This is a genomic window from Paeniglutamicibacter sulfureus (assembly GCF_039535115.1).
Taxonomy (GTDB): Bacteria; Actinomycetota; Actinomycetes; order Actinomycetales; family Micrococcaceae; genus Paeniglutamicibacter; species Paeniglutamicibacter sulfureus.
The window spans coordinates 1,854,078-1,879,332 of record NZ_BAAAWO010000001.1 but is presented as its reverse complement, the minus strand read 5'-3'; the positions used below and the strand labels follow the sequence as shown (position 1 = coordinate 1,879,332).

26 protein-coding genes and 1 tRNA gene are annotated in these 25,255 nt (G+C 64.0%); 15 read left to right on the top strand and 12 right to left on the bottom strand.

Features of this window, described 5'->3' with window-relative positions; all coding sequences use genetic code 11:
* Position 1 precedes the first annotated feature (1 nt).
* From ABD687_RS08600 to rpsN, 5 genes are all read left to right on the top strand, one after another.
* Entirely contained in the window at positions 2–799 is a 798-nt protein-coding gene (locus tag ABD687_RS08600) for an ABC transporter permease (RefSeq protein ID WP_264269989.1), read from the top strand.
* Positions 800–889: 90 nt separating this feature from the next.
* Positions 890–1,363 (top strand): MarR family winged helix-turn-helix transcriptional regulator, encoded by a 474-nt coding sequence (locus tag ABD687_RS08595; protein WP_302264863.1) that lies wholly within the window; start codon positions 890–892, stop codon positions 1,361–1,363.
* 416 nt (positions 1,364–1,779) lie between these two features.
* Positions 1,780–2,016: a 50S ribosomal protein L28 gene (gene rpmB, locus ABD687_RS08590; RefSeq protein ID WP_132359223.1), complete on the top strand. Its 237-nt coding sequence runs from the start codon at positions 1,780–1,782 to the stop codon at positions 2,014–2,016.
* On the top strand, positions 2,016–2,183 hold the full coding sequence (rpmG, locus tag ABD687_RS08585) for a 50S ribosomal protein L33 (protein WP_007270730.1): 168 nt from the start codon (positions 2,016–2,018) through the stop codon (positions 2,181–2,183). The genes rpmB and rpmG overlap by 1 nt, the downstream gene beginning before the upstream one ends.
* 2 nt (positions 2,184–2,185) lie before the next feature.
* Positions 2,186–2,491: a 30S ribosomal protein S14 gene (rpsN, locus tag ABD687_RS08580; RefSeq protein ID WP_068733062.1), complete on the top strand. Its 306-nt coding sequence runs from the start codon at positions 2,186–2,188 to the stop codon at positions 2,489–2,491.
* A 101-nt stretch (positions 2,492–2,592) separates the two neighbouring features.
* Here the strand turns inward: rpsN and ABD687_RS08575 are convergent, their stop codons facing one another.
* Positions 2,593–3,231, bottom strand: a complete 639-nt coding sequence (locus ABD687_RS08575; RefSeq protein ID WP_310292102.1) for a DnaJ family domain-containing protein — start codon at positions 3,229–3,231, stop codon at positions 2,593–2,595.
* Between the two features lie 203 nt (positions 3,232–3,434).
* Here ABD687_RS08575 and ABD687_RS08570 point away from each other — a divergent pair, with 203 nt between their 5' ends.
* The 9 genes from ABD687_RS08570 to ABD687_RS08530 all read left to right on the top strand — a co-directional run bounded on the left by ABD687_RS08570 (position 3,435) and on the right by ABD687_RS08530 (position 13,620).
* Positions 3,435–4,412, top strand: a complete 978-nt coding sequence (locus tag ABD687_RS08570) for an SDR family NAD(P)-dependent oxidoreductase (RefSeq protein ID WP_302264870.1) — start codon at positions 3,435–3,437, stop codon at positions 4,410–4,412.
* 323 nt (positions 4,413–4,735) lie between these two features.
* Positions 4,736–5,020, top strand: a complete 285-nt coding sequence (locus tag ABD687_RS08565) for an HU family DNA-binding protein (protein WP_071212675.1) — start codon at positions 4,736–4,738, stop codon at positions 5,018–5,020.
* 187 nt (positions 5,021–5,207) lie between these two features.
* On the top strand, positions 5,208–5,843 hold the full coding sequence (locus tag ABD687_RS08560; RefSeq protein ID WP_310292106.1) for a hypothetical protein: 636 nt from the start codon (positions 5,208–5,210) through the stop codon (positions 5,841–5,843).
* Between the two features lie 58 nt (positions 5,844–5,901).
* The gene (locus ABD687_RS08555) at positions 5,902–6,498 is read left to right on the top strand and encodes a copper resistance CopC family protein (protein ID WP_310292108.1); all 597 of its coding nucleotides are present in this window, start codon (positions 5,902–5,904) and stop codon (positions 6,496–6,498) included.
* A 132-nt stretch (positions 6,499–6,630) separates the two neighbouring features.
* Positions 6,631–8,760, top strand: a complete 2,130-nt coding sequence (locus ABD687_RS08550; RefSeq protein WP_310292110.1) for a bifunctional copper resistance protein CopD/cytochrome c oxidase assembly protein — start codon at positions 6,631–6,633, stop codon at positions 8,758–8,760.
* Positions 8,750–9,529 (top strand): hypothetical protein, encoded by a 780-nt coding sequence (locus ABD687_RS08545; RefSeq protein WP_310292112.1) that lies wholly within the window; start codon positions 8,750–8,752, stop codon positions 9,527–9,529. The genes ABD687_RS08550 and ABD687_RS08545 overlap by 11 nt, the downstream gene beginning before the upstream one ends.
* 147 nt (positions 9,530–9,676) lie before the next feature.
* Complete coding sequence (locus ABD687_RS08540) at positions 9,677–11,632, top strand: NHL domain-containing thioredoxin family protein (protein WP_310292114.1); 1,956 nt, start codon at positions 9,677–9,679, stop codon at positions 11,630–11,632.
* A 228-nt stretch (positions 11,633–11,860) separates the two neighbouring features.
* Positions 11,861–12,349 carry a MarR family winged helix-turn-helix transcriptional regulator gene (locus ABD687_RS08535; protein WP_310292116.1) on the top strand — a complete coding sequence of 163 codons (489 nt, stop codon included), beginning with the start codon at positions 11,861–11,863 and terminating at the stop codon, positions 12,347–12,349.
* 5 nt (positions 12,350–12,354) lie between these two features.
* Entirely contained in the window at positions 12,355–13,620 is a 1,266-nt protein-coding gene (locus ABD687_RS08530; RefSeq protein WP_310293471.1) for an MFS transporter, read from the top strand.
* Positions 13,621–13,652: 32 nt separating this feature from the next.
* On the opposite strand, the gene ABD687_RS08525 is transcribed toward ABD687_RS08530, so the two are convergent.
* The 10 genes from ABD687_RS08525 to ABD687_RS08480 form a co-directional block, all read right to left on the bottom strand.
* Positions 13,653–14,648: a hypothetical protein gene (locus ABD687_RS08525; protein ID WP_302264881.1), complete on the bottom strand. Its 996-nt coding sequence runs from the start codon at positions 14,646–14,648 to the stop codon at positions 13,653–13,655.
* Between the two features lie 46 nt (positions 14,649–14,694).
* A complete protein-coding gene (locus ABD687_RS08520) occupies positions 14,695–16,404 on the bottom strand; it encodes a helicase HerA-like domain-containing protein (RefSeq protein WP_377700293.1) in 1,710 nt (569 codons plus the stop codon).
* A gap of 83 nt (positions 16,405–16,487) precedes the next feature.
* Positions 16,488–17,270 carry an amino acid ABC transporter ATP-binding protein gene (locus ABD687_RS08515; protein ID WP_302264883.1) on the bottom strand — a complete coding sequence of 261 codons (783 nt, stop codon included), beginning with the start codon at positions 17,268–17,270 and terminating at the stop codon, positions 16,488–16,490.
* On the bottom strand, positions 17,257–17,922 hold the full coding sequence (locus ABD687_RS08510; RefSeq protein ID WP_302264884.1) for an amino acid ABC transporter permease: 666 nt from the start codon (positions 17,920–17,922) through the stop codon (positions 17,257–17,259). Before ABD687_RS08510 ends, ABD687_RS08515 begins: the two co-directional genes overlap by 14 nt.
* Before the next feature lie 71 nt (positions 17,923–17,993).
* Positions 17,994–18,815: an amino acid ABC transporter substrate-binding protein gene (locus ABD687_RS08505; RefSeq protein ID WP_310292122.1), complete on the bottom strand. Its 822-nt coding sequence runs from the start codon at positions 18,813–18,815 to the stop codon at positions 17,994–17,996.
* 181 nt (positions 18,816–18,996) lie between these two features.
* Positions 18,997–19,914: an AEC family transporter gene (locus ABD687_RS08500; protein WP_344760983.1), complete on the bottom strand. Its 918-nt coding sequence runs from the start codon at positions 19,912–19,914 to the stop codon at positions 18,997–18,999.
* Positions 19,915–20,022: 108 nt separating this feature from the next.
* A tRNA-Gly gene (locus tag ABD687_RS08495) sits at positions 20,023–20,093 on the bottom strand.
* An 88-nt stretch (positions 20,094–20,181) separates the two neighbouring features.
* On the bottom strand, positions 20,182–21,369 hold the full coding sequence (locus ABD687_RS08490; RefSeq protein WP_264269974.1) for a cation:proton antiporter: 1,188 nt from the start codon (positions 21,367–21,369) through the stop codon (positions 20,182–20,184).
* A 17-nt stretch (positions 21,370–21,386) separates the two neighbouring features.
* A complete protein-coding gene (locus ABD687_RS08485; RefSeq protein ID WP_302264888.1) occupies positions 21,387–21,869 on the bottom strand; it encodes a cation:proton antiporter regulatory subunit in 483 nt (160 codons plus the stop codon).
* A gap of 74 nt (positions 21,870–21,943) precedes the next feature.
* Positions 21,944–22,435 carry an SseB family protein gene (locus ABD687_RS08480; RefSeq protein ID WP_264269972.1) on the bottom strand — a complete coding sequence of 164 codons (492 nt, stop codon included), beginning with the start codon at positions 22,433–22,435 and terminating at the stop codon, positions 21,944–21,946.
* A gap of 110 nt (positions 22,436–22,545) precedes the next feature.
* On the opposite strand from ABD687_RS08480, the gene ABD687_RS08475 reads away from it, so the two are divergent.
* On the top strand, positions 22,546–24,252 hold the full coding sequence (locus ABD687_RS08475; protein WP_264269971.1) for a fumarate hydratase: 1,707 nt from the start codon (positions 22,546–22,548) through the stop codon (positions 24,250–24,252).
* A 154-nt stretch (positions 24,253–24,406) separates the two neighbouring features.
* On the opposite strand, the gene ABD687_RS08470 is transcribed toward ABD687_RS08475, so the two are convergent.
* Entirely contained in the window at positions 24,407–25,240 is an 834-nt protein-coding gene (locus ABD687_RS08470; RefSeq protein ID WP_310292128.1) for a M15 family metallopeptidase, read from the bottom strand.
* Positions 25,241–25,255 lie beyond the last annotated feature (15 nt).

Here is a 25,255-nt window from a genome sequence, read left to right as displayed (position 1 = left end):
CATGAGACAAAAATTTGGGCGCTGGTTCATTCCGGTCGCCGGGGGCCTTGCCTTCATCTATCTGCTGGTACCAATTGCCTACATCTTCGTTTTCTCGTTCAACGATGCCGGGCGAACCAATCTTGAGTGGCGTGGATTCACGCTCGACAACTGGAAGAACCCCTGCGGTGCGCCCAACGTGTGCGAGTCGCTGGTGAACTCACTGCAGATCGGCGTGGTTGCCACCATCTTCGCCACGGTTCTCGGAACCTGCGTGGCATTGGGGCTGGTGCGCTACAAGTTCAAGTTCCGCAACACCGCGGACTTGCTGATCATCCTGCCCCTGGCAACACCGGAGGTGGTGCTCGGCGCCTCCCTCCTGGCCCAGTTTCTGAACCTTGGATGGGAACTCGGATTCAGCACCATCGTGATTTCCCACATCATCTTCTGCATGTCGTTCGTGGTGGTTACGGTTAGGGCGCGAGTGTCGTCGCTGGACCCGCGACTGGAAGAAGCAGCCTCCGACCTCTACGCCAGTCCGTTCGCCACCTTCTGGAAGGTGACCTTCCCGCTATTGGTTCCCGGCATCGTGGCCGCGGCGTTGCTGTCGTTCGCGATGAGCTTCGACGACTTCATCATCACGAACTTCAACTCCGGGAACTTCTCGACCTTCCCGAAGTTCATCTACGTCTCTGCCACCCGGGGCATCCCGGCCCAGGCGAACGTGATCGGATCGGCGATGTTCATCCTTGCGCTGGTGGTCGTGGTGACCTCCCAGGTCATTGCCTACCGCCGCCGCAAGGCGCTTGCCGCGCGCTGACGGTGCAAGGAGGGCGATTTATGCCACTAACCACTTGTGACAAGGGCGAAAAAGGGGAATGCGGGCGGGGCCTATGGAAGGATAGTGCCCATGACTGAACCGAAGTGGCTGACGCCCGTGGAACGAGAAGCCTGGTTGGCACTGGTGTCGGTTACGACGTTGTTGCCGGCGGCTCTCGACAGCGAATTGCAGGTCCAGGCAAAGATCACCCTGTTTGACTACACGGTGCTGGCCATGTTGTCGGAGGCACCCGATCACATCCTCCCCATGAGCGAGCTTGCATCGCGCACCAGTTCCTCGCTGTCGCGCCTCTCGCATGTGGTCAAGAAGCTTGAGGGGCGCGGGTGGGTCATGCGCAGCAGGTCCGCCGAGGACGCCCGGGTCACCATTGCCAAGCTCACGGGCGAAGGTTGGGACACTGTCGTTTCCCTGGCCCCCGAACACGTCGATTCGGTGCAAAAGCTGATTTTTCAGGGACTTGACGACCGCGATGTCGCTGAATTGGCGCGAATCGGCCGGAAGCTCGTCGGCCGGCTGAACCCCGAACACTGGATCCTTCGGTAGGGAGCGTCCGGGCCATTCTGCCCCGCAGTGGCCCAACCGGCCGCGGTAGTGAGGTAGATCGCATGCAGGGAAGCTAAAAAGGCCTGTTGTCGATTTGGCTGCCGATGTGTTAATCGCCTAGAATGATTAGGCGTTAAGTCGTGCATGCCCAATCGGGTTTGTGCGGTTACCCGTAAAACCGAATATCGCGGTTATGTGAGTAGGGAAAAATACTCACCGACCGCGAGGTTCACCGTCTTTCACGCTAATCAAGGCGCTTCGGTTGGTTCTCACCCAGCCTGGTTACCTTCAAAGTGTGCAGTAATAACGGTGTCACAACTGGTGGCGGGACTCTTATACGCAGATTCAGAGGCAGCAGTTTTCCGCTGTATCTGTCAACGAGTACCGCCAATATTTACTACAACTGAGGAGTGATCATGGCAGCAGTATGCCAGGTGACTGGTGCAGTTCCGAACTTCGGACACAGCATCTCCCACTCGCACCGCCGCAACAAGCGTCGGTTCGACCCGAATATCCAGAAGAAGCGCTACTGGGTTCCGTCCCTGCGCCGTAACGTCACGCTGACCCTGTCGGCAAAGGGCATCAAGCTCATTGACGTTCGCGGTATCGACGCCGTTGTAACCGGACTCATTGCAAAGGGTGTGAAGATCTAGTGGCTAAGGATAAGGACGTACGTCCCATCATCAAGCTCAAGTCGACCGCCGGCACCGGTTTCACTTACGTGACCCGTAAGAACCGTCGTAACAACCCAGACCGCATGGTTCTGAAGAAGTACGACCCGGTAGTCCGCAAGCACGTCGAATTCCGAGAGGAGCGCTAAAGATGGCCAAGAAGTCCATGATTGCTAAGAACGAGCAGCGCAAGGTCATCGTAGAGCGTTACGCCGAAAAGCGTGCAACCTTGAAGAAGACCCTCGTTGACCCGAACGCAACCGATGAGGCACGCGAAGAGGCCCGCTTGGGCCTGCAGAAGCTGCCCCGCAACGCATCGCCGATCCGCGTTCGCAACCGCGACGCCATCGACGGCCGTCCCCGCGGTACCCTCCAGAAGTTCGGTATCTCCCGTGTTCGCTTCCGCGACATGGCACACCGTGGCGAGCTTCCGGGCATCACCAAGTCTTCCTGGTAAATTCCAGAAGCAGTCAATGGCTCCAACCGATTCGGTTGGGGCCATTGGCCATTTAACCGGCCAGCGACTTTATTGCTGGCTGACTCCGGGCGACGTCGGGATTAGTGCGTTTTGCGCGTAGTCAGCCATCGACCGAGCCAGAAGGCACGCGGGCGCACCTCCGGCGTCTCATCAGTCCCTGCATCGGCGTTTCGTCGTGATTTCCAGGCTGCGATTTCGGCGTCGACGTCCCGTAGGGGAGTGATTACCGGAGGACCGCCCAATAGTTGGCGGCGTGCCTCGATGACACGGGCGTTGAAGTCCTCCAGCAGCTCGCGCACGGCGGTCTGGCCGGCCAGCTGGTCGAGTGTCGACTCAAGCTCTTCTTCTTCCTTGCGCAGCATCAAGGCAGGGGGACCGAGGCCGCTGATGAGCTCTCGCTCAATAAGTCCCTTGACCCACCAATCGGGGTCCGTTGAGGTGCCCAGGCCCGGTATGGGTTTGCCGGCGTATGCAAGGTTGTCGAATTCGCCCCGTGCAAAAGCTGCATCGAGGGCGCTGTTGGCGACCTCCCAAACATCGTCGTCGGCGTGGAACTGCGGGATGGTCGATGTCGAGTCCTCAGTGTCGCCAAATGTTTTCCCGGTCCGCCGGGCGTATTCATCGGCGGGTATGTGTTCTTCGGCGTTTTCACGTTCCGATCGGTAACGGGCCGAACGCAGCGAGGCCTCGCTGTTTTCCTCAAGATTGCGTCGGGACATGTGTGGTGCCAGCCTTCCAGAACGGTTCGTTGCCAACACTATCGAGGCCGAGACAGCGGGGCAACGAAGAACCATGGTGAGGTTTGCAGGACCTGTGGTCGGGGCTTTCGAGCTGTTGCCCCCCTGCGCCGAGGAGAGGGTGGGCGGCATCAACTACGCCGCAACGCCGGCCGAATGGAAGGCAGGCTGTAGCTTTGGAAATCATGAGCAAGAATCAAACCACAGATACGAACCCGAATCGGGCCGCACCACTGATGGACACCGAGGCACAGGCCGGCGATGCATCGGGGATGCGGATTCTGGTTACCGGAGCGAATGCCGGAATCGGCTTTTGGAGCAGCCTCCAGCTCGCCCAGCGCGGCGCCGAGGTCATCATGGCGTGCCGCAACACCGGCAAGGCCGAAATCGCTGCCAAGGCCATCCGAGCCCGGGTGCCCGAAGCAAATCTTCGCACCGTCGAGCTCGATGTATCCAGCCTCGATTCCGTGGCCAACACGGCCAAGATGCTCAACGGCCTCTCACATCTGGATGTCCTGATTGCCAACGCCGGCATGGTCCACACTCCGCGCACGCGCCGGAGCAGCGTGGACGGACTGGAACTGGTGGCAGCGACAAACTACTTCGGCCACTTTGCCTTGGTCGCCGGACTTCTGCCTGCATTGGAACGGGCAGGCGCCGCCCGCGTGGTGACACTTGGATCGCTGTCGACACGGCTGGTTCGCCCGCACCTTGACGATCCGCAGTTGCTGGAAAACTATTCGCCGTGGCGGGCCTACGCGCAATCCAAGATCATGGTCCAGTCCTTTGCCTTCGAGCTCGACCGACGACTCCAGCTGGCGTCGAGCAGCATCCGTGCGCTGTGCGCGCATCCCGGCTATTCGATCTCCGGGCGCACCCCCGCTGTTGCCGGGATCAATGAGCCAGGCATTCTGAAGCGAACCGGCGATACGCTCCAGGCGCCCTTCACCCAGGGCAAGGACCGCGGTGCCTGGCCCATCGTTCGGGCGTCCCTGGACCCCAAGGCTTTCGAGCTGCCGGGACCAGTGTTTTACGGTCCGCGGGGTTGGGTCAAGGGTGGCCCAACTGTGTCCAGGCCCGCATCCATCACCACGAACCGGGACGCGGCGAAAACCATCTGGTTCGCGGCCGAATCCGCCACCGGAAATTCCCTGCTCGGCTAAGGCCTGGTATCGCCCGTGATTCGATCCCGGCGGGGCAAACCACACCGGAAATTGGACGGCGACAGGATAGTAAACGGTCGCTGGGGGTGACAGACCTGCTTGAACCCCTCTCGGTGCCCAAGCGTGCTGTTCGTCTCTCTTTTAGGGAAAAATCTACCGCTGACAGCGAAAAACCTGCCAAAGTTCAAAAATTTCCCGGGAATTCGGCCCAAATCGGGCGTTTCGCGCAGGAAGATTTGGTAAGTTCTCACACAGAAGTCCCCGCGAACGCGAGGCGACCCGCGCCGATAACGGGCGGGAAGAGAAGTCCAGGAGGACATACTTTGGCTATGAACCGTAGTGAACTTGTTGCAGCTGTCGCCGAGAAGACCGGCAACTCCCAGGTAGCCGTCAACGGTGTTTTGGATGCAGTGTTCGACGTATTCGTTTCCCAGATTTCCAAGGGCGAGAAGGTCTCGATTCCGGGATGGCTCGCAGTCGAGCGCACCGACCGTGCAGCACGCACCGGCCGCAACCCGCAGACCGGCGAAGCCATCCAGATTCCGGCCGGCCACTCGGTCAAGCTGACCGCTGGCTCGAAGCTGAAGGCTGCCGTCACCGGCAAGTAGTCTGCGCCCCGCGCAACAGCTTTCAAACCGCCTCCAGCCTCGGTCCACCGACCGGGTGCCAGGGGGCGGTTTGGCGTTAACGGGAGCCCTCGGCGAAATCCGGGTTCTACGTACAGTAGAAACCCGTAGAATGTCTGCTGGAACTTGTAGGCAAGACCTCGAAATTCCCTAGCGGAGGAATCACGGCATGAAGAATCAAGGCCTGCGCATACTGCGTGGCTGGATTGGTGCACTTCTATGCACCTGCCTTGCAGCTGCCTCCCACACCTTGGTCGACGGTGCCCTGCCGCCGCTGCCGATTCTCGGACTCTTGCTCTGCATCAGCGCGGCCATCTGCACGGCGTTGTCCTCGAGCGGGATCTCGTTGTTGCGCACCGTCCTGGCCGTGGCGTTGAGCCAGGGTGCCTACCATGGGGCTTTCGCCCTTTTCGGGCACCGACACCAGCCCTCCGGATTGCTCCATGAGTCCACCGGCCTCGCCGGACATGCAGCACACGAGATGGATCTGGTCGTCGGTCCGTCATTGGCAGGCGCAGGCACTGGTGATGCCTCCAATCCCTGGTTGATGCCCGTCGCCCACCTGGTCGCTGCACTGCTGACCATTGCCGCCCTGCGCCGGGGCGAAATGGCGGTTCGTGCGTTTGTCGAGGCAGTGTTCCTACGCGTGCCGCGACGGATCCTCTTCATTGGCGGCCTGCCGTCCGCAAGCGGCAAACAGCCGTTGCTCGGCGTCGCCTACCAGTCCCCGGTCCTCAGGGACGTGTTGCGGCCTGCCTTGCATCGCCGTGGTCCTCCCGGTGGTCCCGCTTTCGCATTCCCGTAGAAGCCCCAGACCACAAGCGCGGCGCATAGCTGCCGCGAAGGACAGGACCACAAGACCCATGACCGATGCAATCCAAACCCCACGAACGGCTACCCGAATTGGCGTCATCTTTGCCGCAGTGCTGCTGTGCCTGATGACCTTCATTGGGGTCTCAAGTGCCCAGGCGCACGACGAACTGATCTCTTCGACGCCTGCCTCCGGCGACGTGCTGAAGAGCGCACCAACATCACTCGTGCTTACCTTCAGCGGTGACATCAAGAAGATCGGCACGATTCTCGAACTGAAAGCGGCGGACGGTCAAAAGGTCGGGACGACATTCAACATCGACCGCCGAGACGTCACGGTGACCCCGGAGGCCCCGCTGACCAACGGCAGCTACACGCTGGTGGCCCGCGTGGTGTCCTCCGACGGCCACCCGATCGCCAAGGACATTGACTTCGAGATCAACGACCCCGCGGAGGTCGCCAGCTCCGCGCCCGAGGGCGCGAACGCCAGCCCGCCGGCGGCAGCACCCGCACCGGTCGAGGCCACAGAGGATTCCGATGACAGCCAGCCCCTGGCCGGCATGCCCGCCGGCCTCATCTGGACCATCCTCGCATTTGCCGGCATCGGCATGATCGTTCTGGTGCTGCTCAAGGTCCGCCGGCAAAAGTAGCCGGCGTGTGCGGTACCGGAGCCGCATGCGCCGGGCAGCGGCCGGAGGGCCCGGGGTGGCACAGGCCACCCTGGTCCCTCGGCTTCTGCCAATCGGTGGGAGAATGAAGCGGCAGGACGCTGAAAGGACATTGTGAACAAGTCACGGAACACGCAGGCCACGGCCTCCCGGGCGCAGGCGGCGACCCCCACGGGGCCGCTTTGGCCCCTGTTGACCCTTCCGGCGCTGCTGGTCGGCGTGCTGGTGCTCGTCGCCGCCAGCTACTTTGCCGGCACCGCAACGGCCAGCGAGCTGGGGGACCCCGGTCCGTTGGTTCGGTGGGCCCTCCCTGCGGCCAAGGCGCTGCACCACTCCTCGATGGCCATCACCGTCGCCGCCTTGGTCTTTGCCGCAACCATCCTGCCGCGTTCCACCAAGCCCAAACGCCCTGCACCGGGTGAACAGGACACCGATGGCGGCGAAGTCCACCCGGCCTTTGCCCGCGCCATGAACCTGGCCGCCGCCGCCGGATTGCTCTGGACGGTTTCCGCGGCGGCGGTGCTGGTCTTCACCTTCTGGGACCTCGTGGGCAAGCCCATGAGCACCGACCCGAGCTACACATCCGCGATGCTCGACTACGTCCTGAATATTTCCGTGGGCCGGGCATGGGCCTGGATGATCGTGATCGCCGCGATCACCTCGTCGCTGGCCTTTGGCGTGAGGTCCCCGTCATGGGTGGGTGCCACCGCCGTCTTCTCCCTGGCCGGCGTCCTCCCGATGTCGCTGATCGGACACGCCGCGGGCGGCGATGACCACTGGGGCGCGGTCAACTCGATCATGCTGCACCTGGTAGGCGTGTGCCTCTGGTTCGGCGGCATCGTCGTGCTGGCCGCTCTGGCACCGCTGCTGGCCTCCAAGGCCCCGGGGCGCCATTCGGGCACCCGGCCCATCCTGGCCGGCACCGTGCTGCAGCGTTTCTCGGCATTGGCCACCATCTCCATCGTCCTGGTCGCCGGTTCCGGAGTCGTCAATGCCTCGATCCGCATCTCCGGCTGGGACCAGTGGATGACCCCCTACGGCTTGATCGTGATCGCCAAGGCCGGGGCCACCCTTGCCCTGGGGGCGCTGGGCCTTGCCCACCGCAGCCGGGTGATCCCGGCACTTCGGGCCGGGAAGCTGGAGGCCACGCGCGCCGCCTGGCTGGTGGTGGCTGCCGAAACCATTGTCATGGCCGCCGTCATGGCACTGGCCACGGTGCTGGCCCGCACCGCACCCCCAACCCCGGAAACCGCGCCGGAACTGCCGACCCCCGCCCGGCTGTTGACCGGATACGAACTTCCCCCCGAGCTCACCAGCGCCAGCTGGCTGCAGGTCTGGCGCTTCGATTGGCTCTGGATCGCCATTGTGATTTTCCTGGCCGTCGCCTACCTGTGGGCCGTGGTGACGGTGCGCCGCCGGGGCGACAAGTGGTCCCTCCTGCTCACGATCTCCTGGCTGGTGGGTCTGGCCTGCCTGTTCTACTTCACCTCCGGCGCCCTGGCCGTGTACGGCACAATCCTTTTCTCCGTGCACATGGTCGACCACATGGCCTTGACCATGGTCGCGCCCTTGTTCATGGTGATCGGCTCGCCCGTCACCCTGGCACTGAAGGCCTTGTCCTCGCGCAGCGACGGCACCCGCGGACCGCGCGAGTGGATCCTGGTGCTGGTGCACTCGAAGTTCTCGGCGTTGGTCACCAACCCGATCTTCGCCGCCGCCAACTTCGCCGGATCGATCATCATCTTCTACGGCACCGACATCTTCGGCTTCGCCCTGCGCAACCACGTGGGCCACGAATTGATGAACGTGCACTTCCTGATCACCGGCTACCTCTTCGCCCTGTCCATGATCGGCACCGACCCGGTGCCGCGTCGCGCGCCCTACCCGCTGCGCCTGGTGATCCTGCTGGCGACCATGAGCTTCCATGCCTTCTACGGGGTCTCCATCATGAGCTCCACCTCGCTGATGCAGGCCGACTGGTTCGGCAACATGGGACGCACCTGGGGCGAGGACGCGCTGGAGGACCAACGGCTGGGCGCCGGGGCCATGTGGGGGATCGGGGAGATCCCCACACTGCTGCTGGCCCTGGGTGTCATGGTGTCCTGGAACCGGGACGATTCCAAGGAATCCAAGCGCAAGGACCGGCAGGCCGACCGGGACAACGAAGCGGAACTGAACGCCTACAACGACATGTTTGCCCAATTGAAAAAGCGAGACGAGGAGATTGCGCGCCGTGGCCGCTAGGACCAAGACGGGTGCGCTGCGCGCCCTTGCCCTGAGCATGTCAATGGGCCTGTTGCTGGCCGGATGTGCCGGATCCCCGCAGGCCGTTGAACTGCCCGAGGGCCACGCACCGCTGAGCACCGCGCCTTCGGCGCCTTCCTCCGCGGCACCCTCCAGTGCGGCAGCGGAGCTGGACGTCTCCGAGCTGTCGGTGGCCTCGGGAATCTCCATGGCCGCACGATTGGGCTTCGACCAGGCCCGGGTGATCTCCGGAACGGAACTCGCCGACCTGAAGAAGTCACCGGAGGAAAACCGGGGTTCGGTTGCCGTGCTGCCCACGCAGTGCGGGGATGTCATCGAGTCGCTGAACTGGTCGCCGCTGCAAATGGGCGGCGAGGGGGCGCGCACCGACTTCCTGACCGAAAAGATCGCCGCCACCGGTTCCGTCGAGGTCGCCGAGATCACCGACAAGGCGGCCCTGGAGGCGCACTACGCCACCGTGCTGGCCATGCTGACCGAGTGCAAGTCGGTGACCATGCACCAGGAAACCGAGACCGTTCCCTTCAAGACCTCCAAGCCGCAGCTCAAGGCCGGCGCGGCGGACTCGGCCATCGCCTGGACGCGCGGCACGCCGGGCCAGGGAATGCGACAGCAGGCCCTGGTGTTGATCAAGTCCAAGGGGGACCACGTGGCAATGGTGTCCTTTATCGCCGCCGACGGCCTCGAGGCGCCCGAGTTCAGCCAGATGGCTGCCGAGATCCTCAACGCCGCACTCGCCCAGGCGGGCTAGCAGCCCGCGCTTCCCGTCCAGGAGGCACCTGGCGACGGTCCCGGACCCGGGTTCGTCGCATCAGGTCATGATGTCCCGCTCCCGGCAGCAAACCGGGATAATTGAATCCAGCACAGTGTCAGCCGACAAGCCGAGGAGTACCCCCACATGACAGCGTCCACAAACACCGGAACCGAATCCGTGCGCACCTCCTACAAGGTCCGCGCCTCCGAACTGGTCGGCCGCAATTGGCTGAACACCGGCGGGAAGCAGCTGTCCCTTGAGGACTTCCGCGGCAAGATCACGATCCTGGACTTCTGGACGTTCTGCTGCATCAACTGCCTGCACGTGCTGGACGAGTTGCGCCCGCTGGAGGCCAAGTACTCCGATGTCTTGGTGACCGTGGGCGTGCACTCCCCGAAGTTCGAATACGAGGCCGACCCGGTGGCGCTGGCAGCTGCAGTGGAACGCTACGAAATCCAGCACCCGGTGCTCGATGACCCGGAACTGGTCACCTGGCAGGCGTATGCCGCCCGCGCCTGGCCGACCCTGGTGGTCGTTGACCCCGAGGGCTACATCGTCGCCCACCTCTCGGGCGAGGGCCACGCGTCCGGACTGGAATCCCTGGTCGAGGAGCTCATCGCCGAGCACGACGCCAAGGGCACGCTGCACCGCGGCACCGGCCCCTACGTGGCGCCCCCGGCGCGCGAGGGCGACCTGCGCTTCCCCGGCAAGGCGGTTGCCCTGGAAAACGGGAACTTCCTCGTCGGCGACTCCGGCCACCACCGCATCGTGGAACTGGGCAACGACCTGTCCACCGTGGTGCGCACCTTCGGCTCCGGGACCAAGGGCTTTGCCGACGGCGACGCTGACACGGCACAGTTCAACGAACCCCAGGGTCTGGCGCTGCTGCCGGCCGATCGCGCCGCGGCACTGGGCTACCACGCGGTCATCGCCGACACCGTCAACCACCGCCTGCGCGGGCTGAACCTTGACACCGGCGTCGTCACCACGCTGGCAGGCAACGGCATCCAGCGCCTGCTCGACGCCGAACAAGCGCGCTCGGAAGTCGGCGAGGACAACGAAGAGGCCTGGCTCAGCGACCTGGGCAACGATCCGCTGAACACCTCGCTGTCCTCCCCGTGGGACGTGCTGTGGAGCCCCAAGACCGACTCCGTCATCATCGCGATGGCCGGAACCCACCAGATCTTCGCCTTCAACCCCCAGACCTCGGCCCTGTCGGTCTTCGCCGGCACCGGGCTGGAGGGCCTGACCGACGGCGCGGCCTCGGAGAGCTGGTTCGCCCAGTCCTCAGGCCTGGCCTTGGACAAGGCGGAAAACATCTGGGTGGCCGACTCGGAGACCTCCGCACTGCGCCGCCTGGTGTTGGCCGAGGACGGCTCGGTGGCCAACGTCGAAACTGCCATCGGCGCGGGGCTCTTTGACTTCGGGTTCCGCGACGGAGCCGCGGACGCTGCTCGGTTGCAGCACCCGCTGGGTGTCGCGGCGCTGCCCGACGGCTCGATCGCCATCGCCGACACCTATAACGGCGCGGTGCGCCGCTACGACCCCGCCACCGCCACCGTCAGCACCCTGGCCCGCGGACTCAACGAGCCCGCGGACGTGCAGCTCGACACCTCGGTGGACGGTGAACCGGTGTTGCTGGTCGTGGAGACCAACAGCCACCAGCTGGTGCGCCTGCCATTGCCTGCCGAGGCACTGGTCGTTGACGAGGGCGCCAGCCAGACCCAGCGTCCCAAGACCAAGGTCACCGCGGGGGAGCACGCACTGACGGTGCGCTTCTCCGCACCCAAGGGCCAGAAGCTCGATGACCGCTGGGGCGATCCCACGCAGCTGAAGATCTCCTCCTCCCCGGAGGAGCTGCTGCTGTCCGGCGGCGGCACCTCGACCGGATTGACCCGGACCCTGGAATTGAACCCCGAGGTCCTCGAGGGCGTCCTGCACATCACCGCCCGCGCGGCCGCCTGCGACGGCGAGCCCGGTGGCGAGATCCCGATGCACGCCGCCTGCCACCTGTACCAGCAGGACTGGGGCATCCCGGTGGTCCTGGACGCCGAGGGCGAAAGCGAACTGGTCCTGGACCTGCGCGGCCTGGACACCTAGCCGGCTGCCCCACGACCACTGCACGAGGCTCGTTCCCTTTCCGGGGGACGGGCCTCGTGCCGTCTGGGGATGGCGGCGAAAGTGGGGCATCTCACCCGCCCCGAAACGCGTTCGGTGAGGCGCGTCATGGCGGGGAGAATTCGGCCCGAGTATCGTTAGCAATGCTAAAGAAACTAACGAGGTCGAAACCAAAGACGCTGGGTCGCCCGGCGCATTGAAGGAGGGTCCGTGGCTCGCCCGGATCAAGTGAACGCAACCAACAACGCCCCGAAACCCGCACCAACAACCCCCGCCGATGCCGGCGGCACCGGCGACCTGGCCGCCGAACTGCGGGTGGCCGTGATGAAGACATCCCGCCGCCTGCGCCTGGAATCCAGTTCCGAGACGCTCACCGCCGCCCAGTATTCGGTGCTCGCGGGCCTGGGAAACGAGCAGCACACCATCGGCGAGCTGGCCGCCCGCGAACAGGTCGCCGCCCCGTCCATGACGCGCATCGTGAAGTCCCTGCTGGAGGCGGGGCTGGTCACCCGCACGGCCAGCGAACACGACGGGCGCCAGGTGCTGGTTGAGCCCACCGCCGAGGGCAAGGCCGCTCTCCAGGCGGCCCGCAGCCAGCGCACCGCCTGGCTGGCGCGCCGCGTGGAAACACTCGGTGCCGAGGACCGGGCGACACTGAAACGGGCAGCCGCCCTGCTGCAGGAAATGAGCGCCAAGTGAGTCGGATGTTCAGCGCCCTGAAAAACCCGAACTACCGCCTCTGGACCGCCGGTGCCCTGGTCTCGAACATCGGCACCTGGATGCAACGCGTGGCCCAGGACTGGCTGGTACTCACCATCCTGACCGACCACGACGGTACCGCCGTCGGCATCACCACCGGCCTGCAATTCCTCCCCATCCTCCTCCTTGGCCCGTTTGCCGGGGTACTCGCGGACCGCATGGACAAGCGCAAGCTGCTGTTGATCACCCAATCGGCCATGGGCTTCTTTGCCGTGCTGCTGGGAACGCTGGTGCTTACGGGGTCGGCCGAGCTCTGGCATGTCTACCTGCTGGCCCTCGGCCTGGGCGTGGCAAGCGCCTTCGACGCCCCTGCCCGCCAGGCCTTCGTCTCCGAACTGGTTCCGACAAGCGACCTGCCCAACGCCGTGGCGTTGAACAGCGCCTCGTTCAACCTGGCCCGGTTGGCCGGCCCCGGCGTCGCCGGGATGCTGATCGCCGTCTTCGGGACCGGACCGGCATTCCTCATCAACGCCGCCAGCTTCGGTGCGGTGATCTTCTCCCTGGCCAAGATGCGCAAGGAGCGCTTCCAGCCCACCAGCCTGGTGGCCCGCCGGAAGGGCCAGATCCGGGAGGGTGTGGCCTATGTGCGCCAGCGCCCCGACCTGTTGCTGATCTTTGGCCTGGCCTTTGTCGTGGCCACCTTCGGCCTGAACTTCCAGCTGACCAACGCCATGATGGCCACCGACGTCTTCCACGTCGGTGCCGGGGAATTCGGCTTGCTGGGAACCATCATGGCCATCGGCACACTCGCCGGGGCCCTGCTGGCAGCCCGGAGGGGAAGGCCGCGCATGCGCTACCTGCTGGGTGGCGCCGTTGGCTTTGGCGCCACGGCACTGATCGCCAGCTTCATGCCGAGTTTCCTCTGGTACGCGCTGATGATGGTGCCGGTGGGCCTGGCCTCGCTGACGTTCCTGAACAGCGCCAACACCATGATCCAGCTCTCCGTGGATCCGGCCTACCGCGGACGCGTCCTGGCGCTCTACATGATGGTGGTCCAGGGGGGAACGCCCCTGGGCGCCCCGTTGGTGGGCTGGCTGGGCACGGAATTCGGCGCCCGCTGGTCGGTCGGCAGCGGCGCCGTGCTGTCCCTGGTTGCCGGGCTCATTGCCGTTGCCCTGGTGGTGCGCAGGTCGCGGGCGACCCCTGGCAAGCCAGCCGGGGCCCCGGCCCGGCACAGGGCCCGCGCCCTGGCCCCCGCGCTCGGACGGTAGTTCACTGGGGGCCGGACCGGGCGACGCGGCCGTTACTCGCTGGAGACGGGCGTGACGCTGACCTTGGTGGTGTTGGCCCTGAGTGACGCGGTGAATCCGAAGTCGTTGTCGATGGTCTGTTCGGTGTACCTGCCGGTGCGCAGGTCCTGCTCGGTGAGTTCCAGACGGACCTTGACCGTCAGCGGGCGCAAGGCCCAGCCGCCGTCAAAGGAAACGATCTCGGCGGGCGGGTAGCCCAGGATGCTCCAGTGGATGGAGTCCGACTGCACCCGCGCCGTGGTGGAGTAGCTCATGGGGCAGCCCGCAGGCATGAGTACCTGCTGCTCGGCGCAGCCATCGAGGTATGCATTGATTTGCTTGTTGACCTCGTCCTGCAACTTCTTGGTGGGTTGGGTCCGCAACTTCACGGCAGTGTCCTTCTTCGCGAAGTCGGTGACGGCAAGGCCGCGAGAGTCAGCCGCGAAATTGGGCGTCGCAAAACTGGTGTCAATGACCGCCGGCACAAAGACCGGAACCGTGGCCCGGCCCTTGACCAGCGGTGCAGGACGCGAGTTCACGACGACTTCATTGGTGGTGTTTGCCGAGATCGCCACGGTGGGAAGAGTCGTGGGAATGAATTCCCACTCATCGAAGAACATCCAACGGTTGCCGGCGTTCCGCAACTGGTAGGAGGTCTGCTGCTCGACCCCATGGACCGAGTAGCTTGCCACCACCTTGACGGTGTCTTCGGCCCCGGGGATCTCCTCGGGCTCGCCGACAGTGAAATCCTTGATGTCGGCACTGGCCGCCTTCAGGCCCTCCCCGTCGAGAAGCAGGGCATTGCCCGGTGGCACCTTGGCATTCAGCAGCCCCAATGCCCGGGCGCCTTCGCCGTTGACGAGGTGGGAGTGGAGTGTCTTGACCATTTGGGCGGGCCCAAACACCCTCTGGTTCACCAGGGCGATGACGGAAACTGCAACTACGGCCAGCACCACAAGGGCCGCCGCCCAGATGGCAGCGACCCTTGTGGGTGATAAACGTTCGCTCATTGAATCCAAGGCTACCGGGAAAATCGCGCCGTTTGCGCAACCCTTCCTAGCGGCGACGCCTCCGCTTGGTGCCGAACATGCCGCGGAGCATCTCCCGGCCAAAAATGTTCGCCGCCTGTAAAGCCATGTCAAGCAGCGGATTGTCCGGATTCTGCGCCGGGGCGGGGGCCTTGGTCTTCCGCTTGGGGGAGCCCGTGGTGGCCACCGGCGGTTCGGGCATGGTGTAGTCCGAGGCGCCCGGCTGCGGAGCCGAATTCGGGAGGGAGGACGGGCGTCCCAGGATGGATTCCTCGATGTTCCGTGCCGCCGCATCGATGTCCGCCTGGCTCTGGCCGGGGCCGGGGACCCTGGCGGCGACCGACCCTCCGGTGGGCACCGGTGCGGCCGTGGCCTCGGTGCTGGTTCCGTTGATCTTCTCGTAGGCGGATTCACGGTCCACGCTGGTGCCGTAAACCTGCATCAGGGCCGAGGAAGCGATGATTCCGGATACCGTGTCCGGGGAGGAGGGGCCCATGGTTGATTCAGGGCTCCACATGCGAGTCCAGGCCACCGGGGTGGGTGCGCCCTTCTCGTTCATGACGGTAACCACCGCTTCACCGGTGCCCGCCTGCGTCAGCGCCTCGTCCAGGTCGTAGTCGCTGGTGGGGAACGTGGAGACGGTTGCCTTCAGCGCCTTGGCATCATCAGGGGTAAAGGCACGCAGCGCGTGCTGGATCCGGTTGGCCAGCTGTCCCAGCACGTCGCCGGGAACGTCCTTGGGAGTCTGGGTCACGAAGAACACGCCGACGCCCTTGGAACGGATCAACCGGACGGTGGCCGTGATCGAGGTCAGGAAGGCCTTGGATGCCCCGTTGAAGAGCAAGTGTGCCTCGTCGAGGAAGAACACCAGCTTGGGCTTCTCCGGGTCTCCGGCCTCCGGCAGTTCGGCAAAGAGGTCCGCCAGCAGCCAGATCATGAAGGTGGAAAAGAGCAGCGGCTTTTGCATCAGGGTCGGCAGCTCCAGGATGCTGATGACCCCGCGGCCGTCGGGAGCCTGTCGCAGGAGCTCTGCGGTGTCGAACTCCGGTTCGCCGAAGAAGGACTCCATGCCCTGGGCCTGCAGGGTGACAAGCTCGCGCAGGATGACGCCGGCGGTCGCCTTGGACACGCCACCGAGGCCCTCAAGTTCGTCCTTGCCCTCGTCGCTGGTCAGGTGCTGGATGACCGCGCGCAGGTCCTTCAGGTCGTGGAGTTCCAGGTCCTTGGTGTCGGCGTAGTGGAAGATCAGCTGCAGACAGGATTCCTGGGTCTCGTTCAACTCCATGATCCGCGATAGCAACAGGGGGCCAAAGGAGGAGATCGTGGCGCGGATCGGGGTTCCCTGCCCGTCGCCGCCCAAGGCGTAGTACTCGACGGGAAAGGACTTGGCCTGCCACTTCATGCCGACCGACGCGGTGCGTTCCGTGAGTTTTTCCGTGGCCGTGCCCGGTGTGGAGAGGCCGGTGAGATCCCCCTTGATGTCTGCAAGGAACACCGGAACGCCGTGGGCGGAAAGCTGTTCGGCCATCAATTGCAGGGTAATGGTCTTGCCGGTTCCGGTGGCTCCCGCCACCAATCCGTGCCGGTTCATCATCCGCAGCGGCAAACGGACCTGCGCATCGGGGAAGACCTGCCCATCGACCAGTGCCGCCCCCAGATTCACCGCCAAACCGTCAAAGGCATAACCTGCGCTGATGGATTCCACATGCTGGGCTGTTGTCATCTTGGCCATGTCCATAGCCTACGGTCTGGATCGTGTCCGTAGTGGTGGGCGCGCCAATTCTTTTTAGTCCCGAACCCCGCGTCGGAAGCTCCATGCCCTTAGAACGGGTTGAGCAGGCGGTGCACGAATTGCTGGGTCCGCTCGTTTTGCGGTGCCCGCAAGACGACATCCGGGTGGCCGCGCTCGATCACCACTCCCTGGTCCATGAATACGACTTCGTCTGCGACCTCCCGGGCAAAGGCCAACTCATGGGTCACCAGGACCATGGTCCAGCCTTCGTCGGCCAATTCCTTGATCACCTTCAACACATCACCCACCAGCTCCGGATCCAGCGCGGAGGTCGGCTCGTCAAAGAGCAACAGCGAAGGCTTGAGCGCGAGCGCCCGGACAATGCCCACCCGCTGCTGCTGCCCGCCGGAAAGCTGGTGCGGGTACTGGTCGCGCTTCTGGCCTAGTCCGACCCTGGCCAGCAGTGCTTCGGCGTCGGCGACGGCCTCGGAACGCTTGCGGCGCTGGACCTGGATCGGCCCTTCGATCACATTTTCCAGCACTGTCATGTGCGGGAAGAGATTGTAGTTCTGGAAGACCATGGCGCTGCGGGTGCGCAAGACCTGGGCTTGCTTTTGCGTTGTCTTCGGCGCAAAGACCACGGCGGGACCGTCGCTGAAGGCGACCTCCCCGCCGTCGGGGATCTCCAGGCCGTTCAGGCAGCGCAACACCGTCGTCTTGCCCGAGCCGGAGGGGCCGATCAAGGCGAGCACCTGGCCCTTGCCGATCTGCAGGTCAATGGACTTCAGGACTTGGTGGTCGCCAAAGCTCTTCTGCAGGCCGGTCACCTTCAACAGAGCGGGCGCGTTCGTGGCGGGATCAGTGTGCGACATAGCGGTCAAGCCTTCTTTCCAATCTGGTCTGGCCGGCGGAGAGCACCAGGCAGAACACCCAGTACACGAACGCTGCCTCGATATAGACCAGCAAGAATTGCTGGCTGAAGGCGGCTATTTCCTGGGCGTTGCGGAACAACTCCGTCACCAGGATCAGCGATGCCAGGGACGAGTCCTTGACCAGGGAGATGAAGGTATTCGACAACGGCGGCACCGACACCCTTGCTGCCTGCGGCAGGATCACCCGGCGCAGTGTCGTGGTGCGCGACATACCGATGGTGTAGCCGGCCTCCCACTGGCCCTTGGCCACCGAGAGGATGGCCGCGCGGATTACCTCGGCAGCGTAGCCGCCCACGTTCATCGAGAAGGCGATGATGGCGCTGGGCCATGGGTCCAGCGTGACCCCGATCGAGGGCAACCCGTAGAAAATGACGAAGAGCTGCACCAACAACGGGGTTCCGCGGATCACCGAAATGTACGCCTTGGCAATGAACGTGACAGCTGGATTCCGGCTCAACCGCATCAGTGCCATGAGCAAGGCGATCGCCAGGCCGATGGCAAAGCTGGCCAGCGAGAGGGGAATGGTCCCGCGTAGCCCACCCACCACTATGGGCCAAAAAGAATCGCCGATTAATTGCCAATCAATGTCCATGGCAGGACTCCTTCGCATTCGCAAGGTGAAACCGCGGGCCACTGGGGTGCGGCCCGCGACACTGCCGGAAATTACTTGGTGACGTCTGCTCCGAAGTACTTCTCGGAAATCTTCGATAGCGTTCCGTCGGCCGAGAGTTCATCCAAGGCCTTGTCGACTGCCTCGACCAGGTCGCCGCTACCCTTGCGGAAGGCCATGGCACTGAGCGACTTGTCGGCTGTTTCGGCGGCGATCTTGATGCCGTCGTCCTGTTTGGTGGTCTGTGAATCCAGATAGGTCAGCTTGTCATTGACAGTGGCGTCCACACGGCCCTGCTTCAGCAGCGTGATGGCCTGTGCCCACCCTTCCACGGCTTGGACGTTCGCCCCGGCATCCTTGGTCAGCTGGTACCAGTTGCTGGTCAGCGACTGTGCGGTGGACTTGCCTTTCAGGTCCTCGAAAGACGCAATATCGGTGTTCCCCGCCTGGGTCACGACAACACCGCTGCTCACGGTATATGGCTTGGAGAAATCGTACGCCTCCTCGCGCGCGGGAGTGATGGAAATCTGGTTGGCAATGACGTCAAAGCGTCCGGCCTCGAGACCGGCGAAGATCCCGTCAAACTGGGTTTCCTCGAACTGTGGCTCCACACCCAGCTTCTGGGCTACGGCCGTCACGATTTCCACATCGAATCCGGTCAGCGGACCGGTTCCGCCCTCATGGAAGGAAAACGGCTTGTAGGTCCCCTCCGTTCCGACCCTCAGGACGCCTGCATCCTGGACCTGTTGGAGGGTCAAACCGGTCGCGGTTCCGCTGGCGGCCGGTGATCCGGATGGCTCGGAGGAGCCGCTGCAGCCGGTGACCGTCAAGGCGAGCAATGCGGTGGTCATTAGCGCGATAATTTGACGCTTCATGGAAACGGTCCTTTCGATGACAATCGTTCACTCGCCGAAGGGGGAGCGGCACCCCGGGATAGGGATCCGCACTCGTGGCAGGATGAACCTTGCTCTGACGCTAACACGGAGGTGGGGCTCGCATAAGCCCCTATATTGCCGCACGCGTCGAGGCAAGGTCTGACCCGGCCGTTCGGTGAAGTCAGGTCAACAGCAGGGGAACAAGCATCATCGCCGGCACGGCGACGATGGTGGTGAGCAGGACGGTGTCCTTGGCCAGCACGACGCCGCGCTCGTAGCGAGAGGCAGTCACGAAGATATTTTGGGCTGTGGGCAAGGCGGCCATGATCACCGCAACAAACACCGCGTGGCTGTCCAGCCTAAAGAGCCACACGGCAAGCACCCAGGCGACAACGGGCTGGAAGAACAATTTCATGCCGGTGGCCAACAGCGTATCGGCTCGACGCCCGCCGGAAGCCTCGAGCGGCTTGGAGCCTACCAAGGAAATGCCGAAGGCTATGAGCATGGCCGGGATGGAAGCACCGGCAATCAGCTCTATCGGGTCGGCGAGCGGCTGGGGAAGTTCCACGTCGAAGAGCGCGCACACCAATCCGGCCAGGGAACCGACAATCATCGGGTTCCTCAGTGTCTGGACCAACATGGAAAACACGGTGGTCCGGTGCCTGGACGTGCTGGCGTCCAGGATGGCCAGGCATACCGGGGAGAACAGGGCCAGCTGCCACAGGATAACGGGTGCCGCATGGGCCATGTCGCCCAGGACGTAGAGGGCAATCGGAAGGCCGAGATTTGCCGAGTTCACTGTTGAGGCGCTCATCGCGCCGATGGTCGACTCGGTCAGGTCGCGCCGCAGCCACCATCGGGTAACCAGCACGAAGACGATGGCGGTGGCCAGGGAGGAAATCGCAGCAACGCCCAGGAAGGGGCCGAGCACCGAAGCGGGGTCCGAATCGGCGAGCGTGGTGAACAACAAAGCTGGGCTGGCCACGAAGAAGGTGAGCCGGTTCAGCACATAGCGCGCGTTTTCGCCCAGGACACCCGTGCGTCCGACGAAGTACCCCACGGCAATGACGGTCCAGACCACGGCAAAACCAGAGAGCACGCCGTTCATAAGCCTTCGGATTCCCTCTTTCCGCTGTTCCTTCACCGCACCGGGGGTGCGCTTAACGCATTGGGACCCGGCCGCCGGCCGGGTCCCAATGTCATAGCGAGCGGGCGACGGGAATCGAACCCGCGTGTCCAGCTTGGGAAGCTGGCGCTCTACCATTGAGCTACGCCCGCGAAGCTCCGGGAAGCCTAATGGCGTCCCGGGCTAAAACAGCATATCCCAAGGTGGGGTGCCAAAACCTAATCGGGAACGTCGGGCGCGTCAAAATGCGGCGTCGGGTGCCTGCGAAGGTTTGGGCAAGAACGGCCTGGCCAGGGGCTCGGCGAGGCGGGCGGCGACCGGTCCGAAGACCGCCAACAACAACACGTATGCGGTTGCCAAGGCGGCTAGTTCCCCGGTAACCGCACCGGAGGCAACTGCCAGTCCGGCGATGACAATGGAAAACTCACCCCGGGCAATTAAGGCGACGCCGGCGCGAACCCGGCCGGGGATCCCGATCCCGGCCCGCTTCGCCGCCCATACTCCGGTGGCCACCTTCGTCAGCGAGGTGACAATGGCCAACAAGATGGCCATGGGCAAGACCGCGGGAATGCTCGATGGATCGGTGTTCAGGCCGAAGACCACGAAGAACATGGCAGCGAAAAGGTCGCGCAGCGGCTCCAGGACCTTGGTGGCCGAATGTGCGGTTGATCCGGAAATGGCAATACCGAGCATGAAAGCGCCGACCGCAGCAGAGACCTGCAACGCTGAGGCCAGACCCGCAACCAGCAGCGCGGCGCCAATGAGCTTAAGCAGGAAATTTTCCCGGTCCGAGGAATGGATCAACCTTGAAATCTGCGGCCCGAAGCGCAGCGCCGCCAGCAATACCAATGTGATGGTGCCCATGGCAATACCCACTGCACGCAGCCCGCCCAGGAATCCGAGTCCTGCCAAGGTGGCGGTGAGCACCGGCAGGTAGACTGCCATGGCCAGGTCCTCGAGCACCAGGACGGACAACACCACCGGAGTCTCGCGGTTGCCCAACCTGCCCAAGTCGGAGAGCACCTTGGCAATGATTCCGGAGGACGACACGTAGGTGACCCCGCCAAGGACCAAGGCTCCGGTAACGCCCCAGCCCATGATCAAGGCCAAGGCCGCACCCGGAGTGAAATTCAGGACCAGGTCGACGACCCCGGCGACCCAGGAACCTTTCAGTCCGGTGACAAGTTCGCGGGCGGTGTATTCCAGGCCCAGCATGAGCAGTAGCAGGATCACGCCGATTTCGCTGGCAACCTCCCCGAACTCCGAGATGCCGGCAAGGTTGACCACGCCCCCGCTTCCGAAGAGCAGGCCGCCGAGTAGGTACAGGGGAACCGGTGACATGCCGATTTTCGCTGCCAGGCGCCCCAACAGGCCAAGCCCCAAGAAGACGGCGCCGAGCTCAACGAGTATTAGAGCGGTGCCGTGCATGTTCCGCGCACCTCCCCTTAGCCGTTGTTGATCAGGTGCGCTGCTTTTTCCAAACCTGCGGCGGTTCCGACAATGACCAGAACGTCACCCACATTGAGTTCAAAATCAGGAGCGGGGGAGGGGAAGACCTTCCCGCTGCGGGAAATGGCGACAACAGAGGTGCCCGTACGGGTCCGCAGGCGGGTGTCGCCCAGGGTCTGGTCCACGTAGGGGCTTTCATGGCTCAACACGAATTGCTGGGTGTTGACACCGGGCAAGTCGCGGTGCTGGTCCGATAACTGGGTCACCAGCTGCGGGGCACCGAGCATGGCGCCGATGGCCCCGGCCTCCTCAACGCTCAACGGAATCGACGCGGCACAGGCATCGGGGTCGTCGCGCTGGGAAATGATCAACTGCATCGATCCATCACGCAGGATCACCACGCCGACCCGGCGCCCGGACGCGAGGATTATTTCGCGACGGACGCCGAGACCGGGCAACGACGTATCTTCAAAATCCATGCTCCCACTCTAGACCTCCCGGAACGCGAAAGGAGGCCGGGTTTCGGGGGTGATGCGCGGGGTGTTCGCGACCCCTACTTCGAGGGGTCCTTCGGCGTTCCGTCGAGGTTGAATTCCTCGCGAATGGTCTTCACCCCGGCGGCGTCGATCTCCAGGCACAGCTCGTGACCGGGGTTGATGACCAAGCCGGTGTCCTGCAGCGAACTGACGACGGTCCCGCCGAGGACCTGGACGCCGTAAGGGGCGACATCGATGTAGGCGCCGGGAATGCGGGCCAGATGGGTGAACAAGGCAATCACCGGCTCGCCCGCGGCGTTCTGCAGGACCATGGGCTGGGCGTTGCGGGCTTCGCCGCTGACTTCCTCGCGGCTGAGGAAATACACCTCGGAATTCATGAGGGTCGCGATGACCTGGCCGTTGAGGGCGGGGTCGTTCTGCGCGGCCCGGATCATCATTTCAAAATGGGTCGCCGGTTCGTTGCCGGTGACGGTCGGTTCAATGCCCAGCGCCGCCTGGATGTCGTCGGTGCCATTGGTGGACTTGGCTTGCGGGTTCTCTTCGCTCATGCCCCCAAGCATGTCTACATTGCGCCCGTCGGCGCAACCCGATGTCTGGTTGTTCGCCCAACCGTCCTAAACTGGTGGGAAACGTTTTGAATCTTTTGCGAGGAAGCCTCATGCCCGAATTCCAGTACGAAGACCTCCTGCCCATCGGGGCGGACGAGACCACCTACCGCCAGATTTCCACCGATGGTGTCCGCACCATCGAGGGGCCGGGCGGCCGAACGTACCTCGAGGTCGACCCCGAGGCCCTGCAGAAGCTGGCCACCACCGCGCTGCACGACATCTCCCACTACCTGCGCCCGGCGCACCTGCAGCAGCTGCGCAACATCCTCGATGACGAGGACGCCAGCCCCAACGACAAGTTCGTCGCCCTTGACCTGCTCAAGAACGCCAACATCGCCGCCGGCGGTGTCCTGCCCATGTGCCAGGACACCGGAACCGCGATCGTCATGGGCAAGCGCGGTTCGCAGGTGCTGACCCAGGGCCCGGACGAGAAGGACCTGTCCAAGGGCATCTACGACGCCTACACCACGCTGAACCTGCGCTACTCGCAGCTGGCCCCGCTGACCACGTGGGAAGAGAAGTCCACGGGCAACAACCTGCCCGCGCAGATCGAACTGTATGCGGACACCGAGCCGGGCCACGAGAACCAGTACAAGTTCCTGTTCATGGCCAAGGGCGGCGGATCGGCCAACAAGTCCTTCCTCTACCAGGAAACCAAGGCCATCCTGAACCCGAACGCGATGTTGAAGTTCCTCGATGAGAAGCTCCGCTCGCTGGGCACCGCCGCCTGCCCGCCCTACCACCTCTCCATCGTCATCGGCGGCACCAGCGCCGAATTCGCACTGAAGACCGCCAAATACGGTTCGGCCAAGTACCTGGACAACCTGCCGACCACCGGTGCGATGACCGGCCGTGGCTTCCGCGACACCGAGCTGGAGGAGCAGGTCCTTGAACTGACCCGCAACTTCGGCATCGGCGCCCAGTTCGGCGGCAAGTACTTCTGCCACGACGTGCGCGTGGTGCGCCTGCCGCGCCACGGCGCCTCGCTGCCGGTGGCCATCGCCGTCTCCTGCTCGGCCGACCGCCAGATGCTTGCGAAGATCACCCCCGAGGGCGTCTTCGTGGAACAGCTGGAAACCGACCCGGCGCGCTTCATGCCCGAGTCCGACCACCCGGCGATCGCAGCGCACGACGATGAAACCAGCGGCGTCTCCGGCACCGGCGGTTCCTCCGTGGTGAAGATCGATTTGAACAAGCCAATGGATGAGATCCTGGCCGAGCTGACCAAGCACCCGGTCAAGACCCGTCTCTCGCTCTCCGGCCCGCTGGTGGTGGCCCGCGACATCGCGCACGCCAAGATCAAGGACCTGCTGGATGCCGGCGAGGAAATGCCTCAGTACCTCAAGGACCACCCGGTGTACTATGCGGGCCCGGCCAAGACCCCCGAAGGCATGGCCTCGGGTTCCTTCGGCCCGACCACGGCCGGACGCATGGACTCCTACGTCGAGCAGTTCCAGGCAGCCGGCGGCTCCATGGTGATGCTGGCCAAGGGCAACCGCTCCAAGCAGGTCACCGATGCGTGCAACACCCACGGCGGTTTCTACCTGGGATCCATCGGCGGCCCGGCCGCCCGCCTGGCCTTGGACTGCATCAAGAAGGTCGAGGTGCTCGAATACGAGGAGCTCGGCATGGAAGCCATCTGGAAGATCGAGGTCGAGGACTTCCCTGCGTTCATCGTCGTCGATGACAAGGGCAACGACTTCTTCTCCGAAACCTCGAAGCCGACCTTCACGGGCCTTCCGATCCGCACCAAGTAGGCCGCGGCAGGAAGATTCCAAAAGGCATCGGTGGTTCGGATTCAAACCCGGACTGCCGATGCCTTTTTGGTTCGCAGTGTGGGGGCGTCAGCCCAACGGCGGATCGCCAAAATCATCTGGCGCGGCGCGGCAACTGATGTGCAGCGCCTATTCGTTAGCGGGCGAAGTCGTAGCCGATCGACCAGTCGCGGTAGGGCGGAAGGAATCGGAGGATCAGCAGTGCCTCACGCTGCTTCTTGATCTCGGCCGCGGTGGGCGTCTTGACCTTCGAAGCCTTCAGCAGAGCCGCATGGAATTGTTCAAAGGTGACGGACTTGGACTTTTCCATGGCCTTTGCCTGGTCCACGCCGATAAAACGAAGATGCCATGGCTCGTACTTGTAGCCGGTCACCTTTTCACCGTCGGCCGGGTATCGAATGATGAATCCAAAGTCAGCGGCGTTGGCGGCTAGCCATTTTCCGCCACTCGTGTCTCCGAAGCAGGCCTTGAGATCGCACCGGCCGCTGCTCATGCCGATGTCAGCCGCGAGCCCGATCTGGTGCTCGCTGGTGCCGGCAGGTGCCGAGATCCGCGTGGCATAGTCTGTCCCGTAGCGGGCCTTGTATCCATTGAACAGCGCAAGTTGACGGTCGTAGGAGCGGTAGGCGCTGAGCACGTTCAGCGACTGCGAATCCTTGCGTGCGGCCTTGAGCAGGCTTTCGAGTGCGGTGGCCGCATCCTGGCGCAGTTCCAGTCCGGTCCCGGAAATCGTGCGCAGGTCCTTGGGCTTGTAGTTCGCCGGATCCAGGGGGTGGTCCCGGCTGACCAGCGCCAGGTACGAGTCTTGGTCCTTCGTCAGTTCATCGGTGGTCGGTGCCTTCCGCGGCTTTTCGGCACGGACCGTCGCAGCTGCGGGTCCCGCGGGTGCAGCCAGCGCGGCGAGCGGGGCCGCCAGCACCAGGCTGACGCCTAACAAGATGGCGGGGATGCCGCCACGAAACAAAGACACGATGTCCCTTCGGGG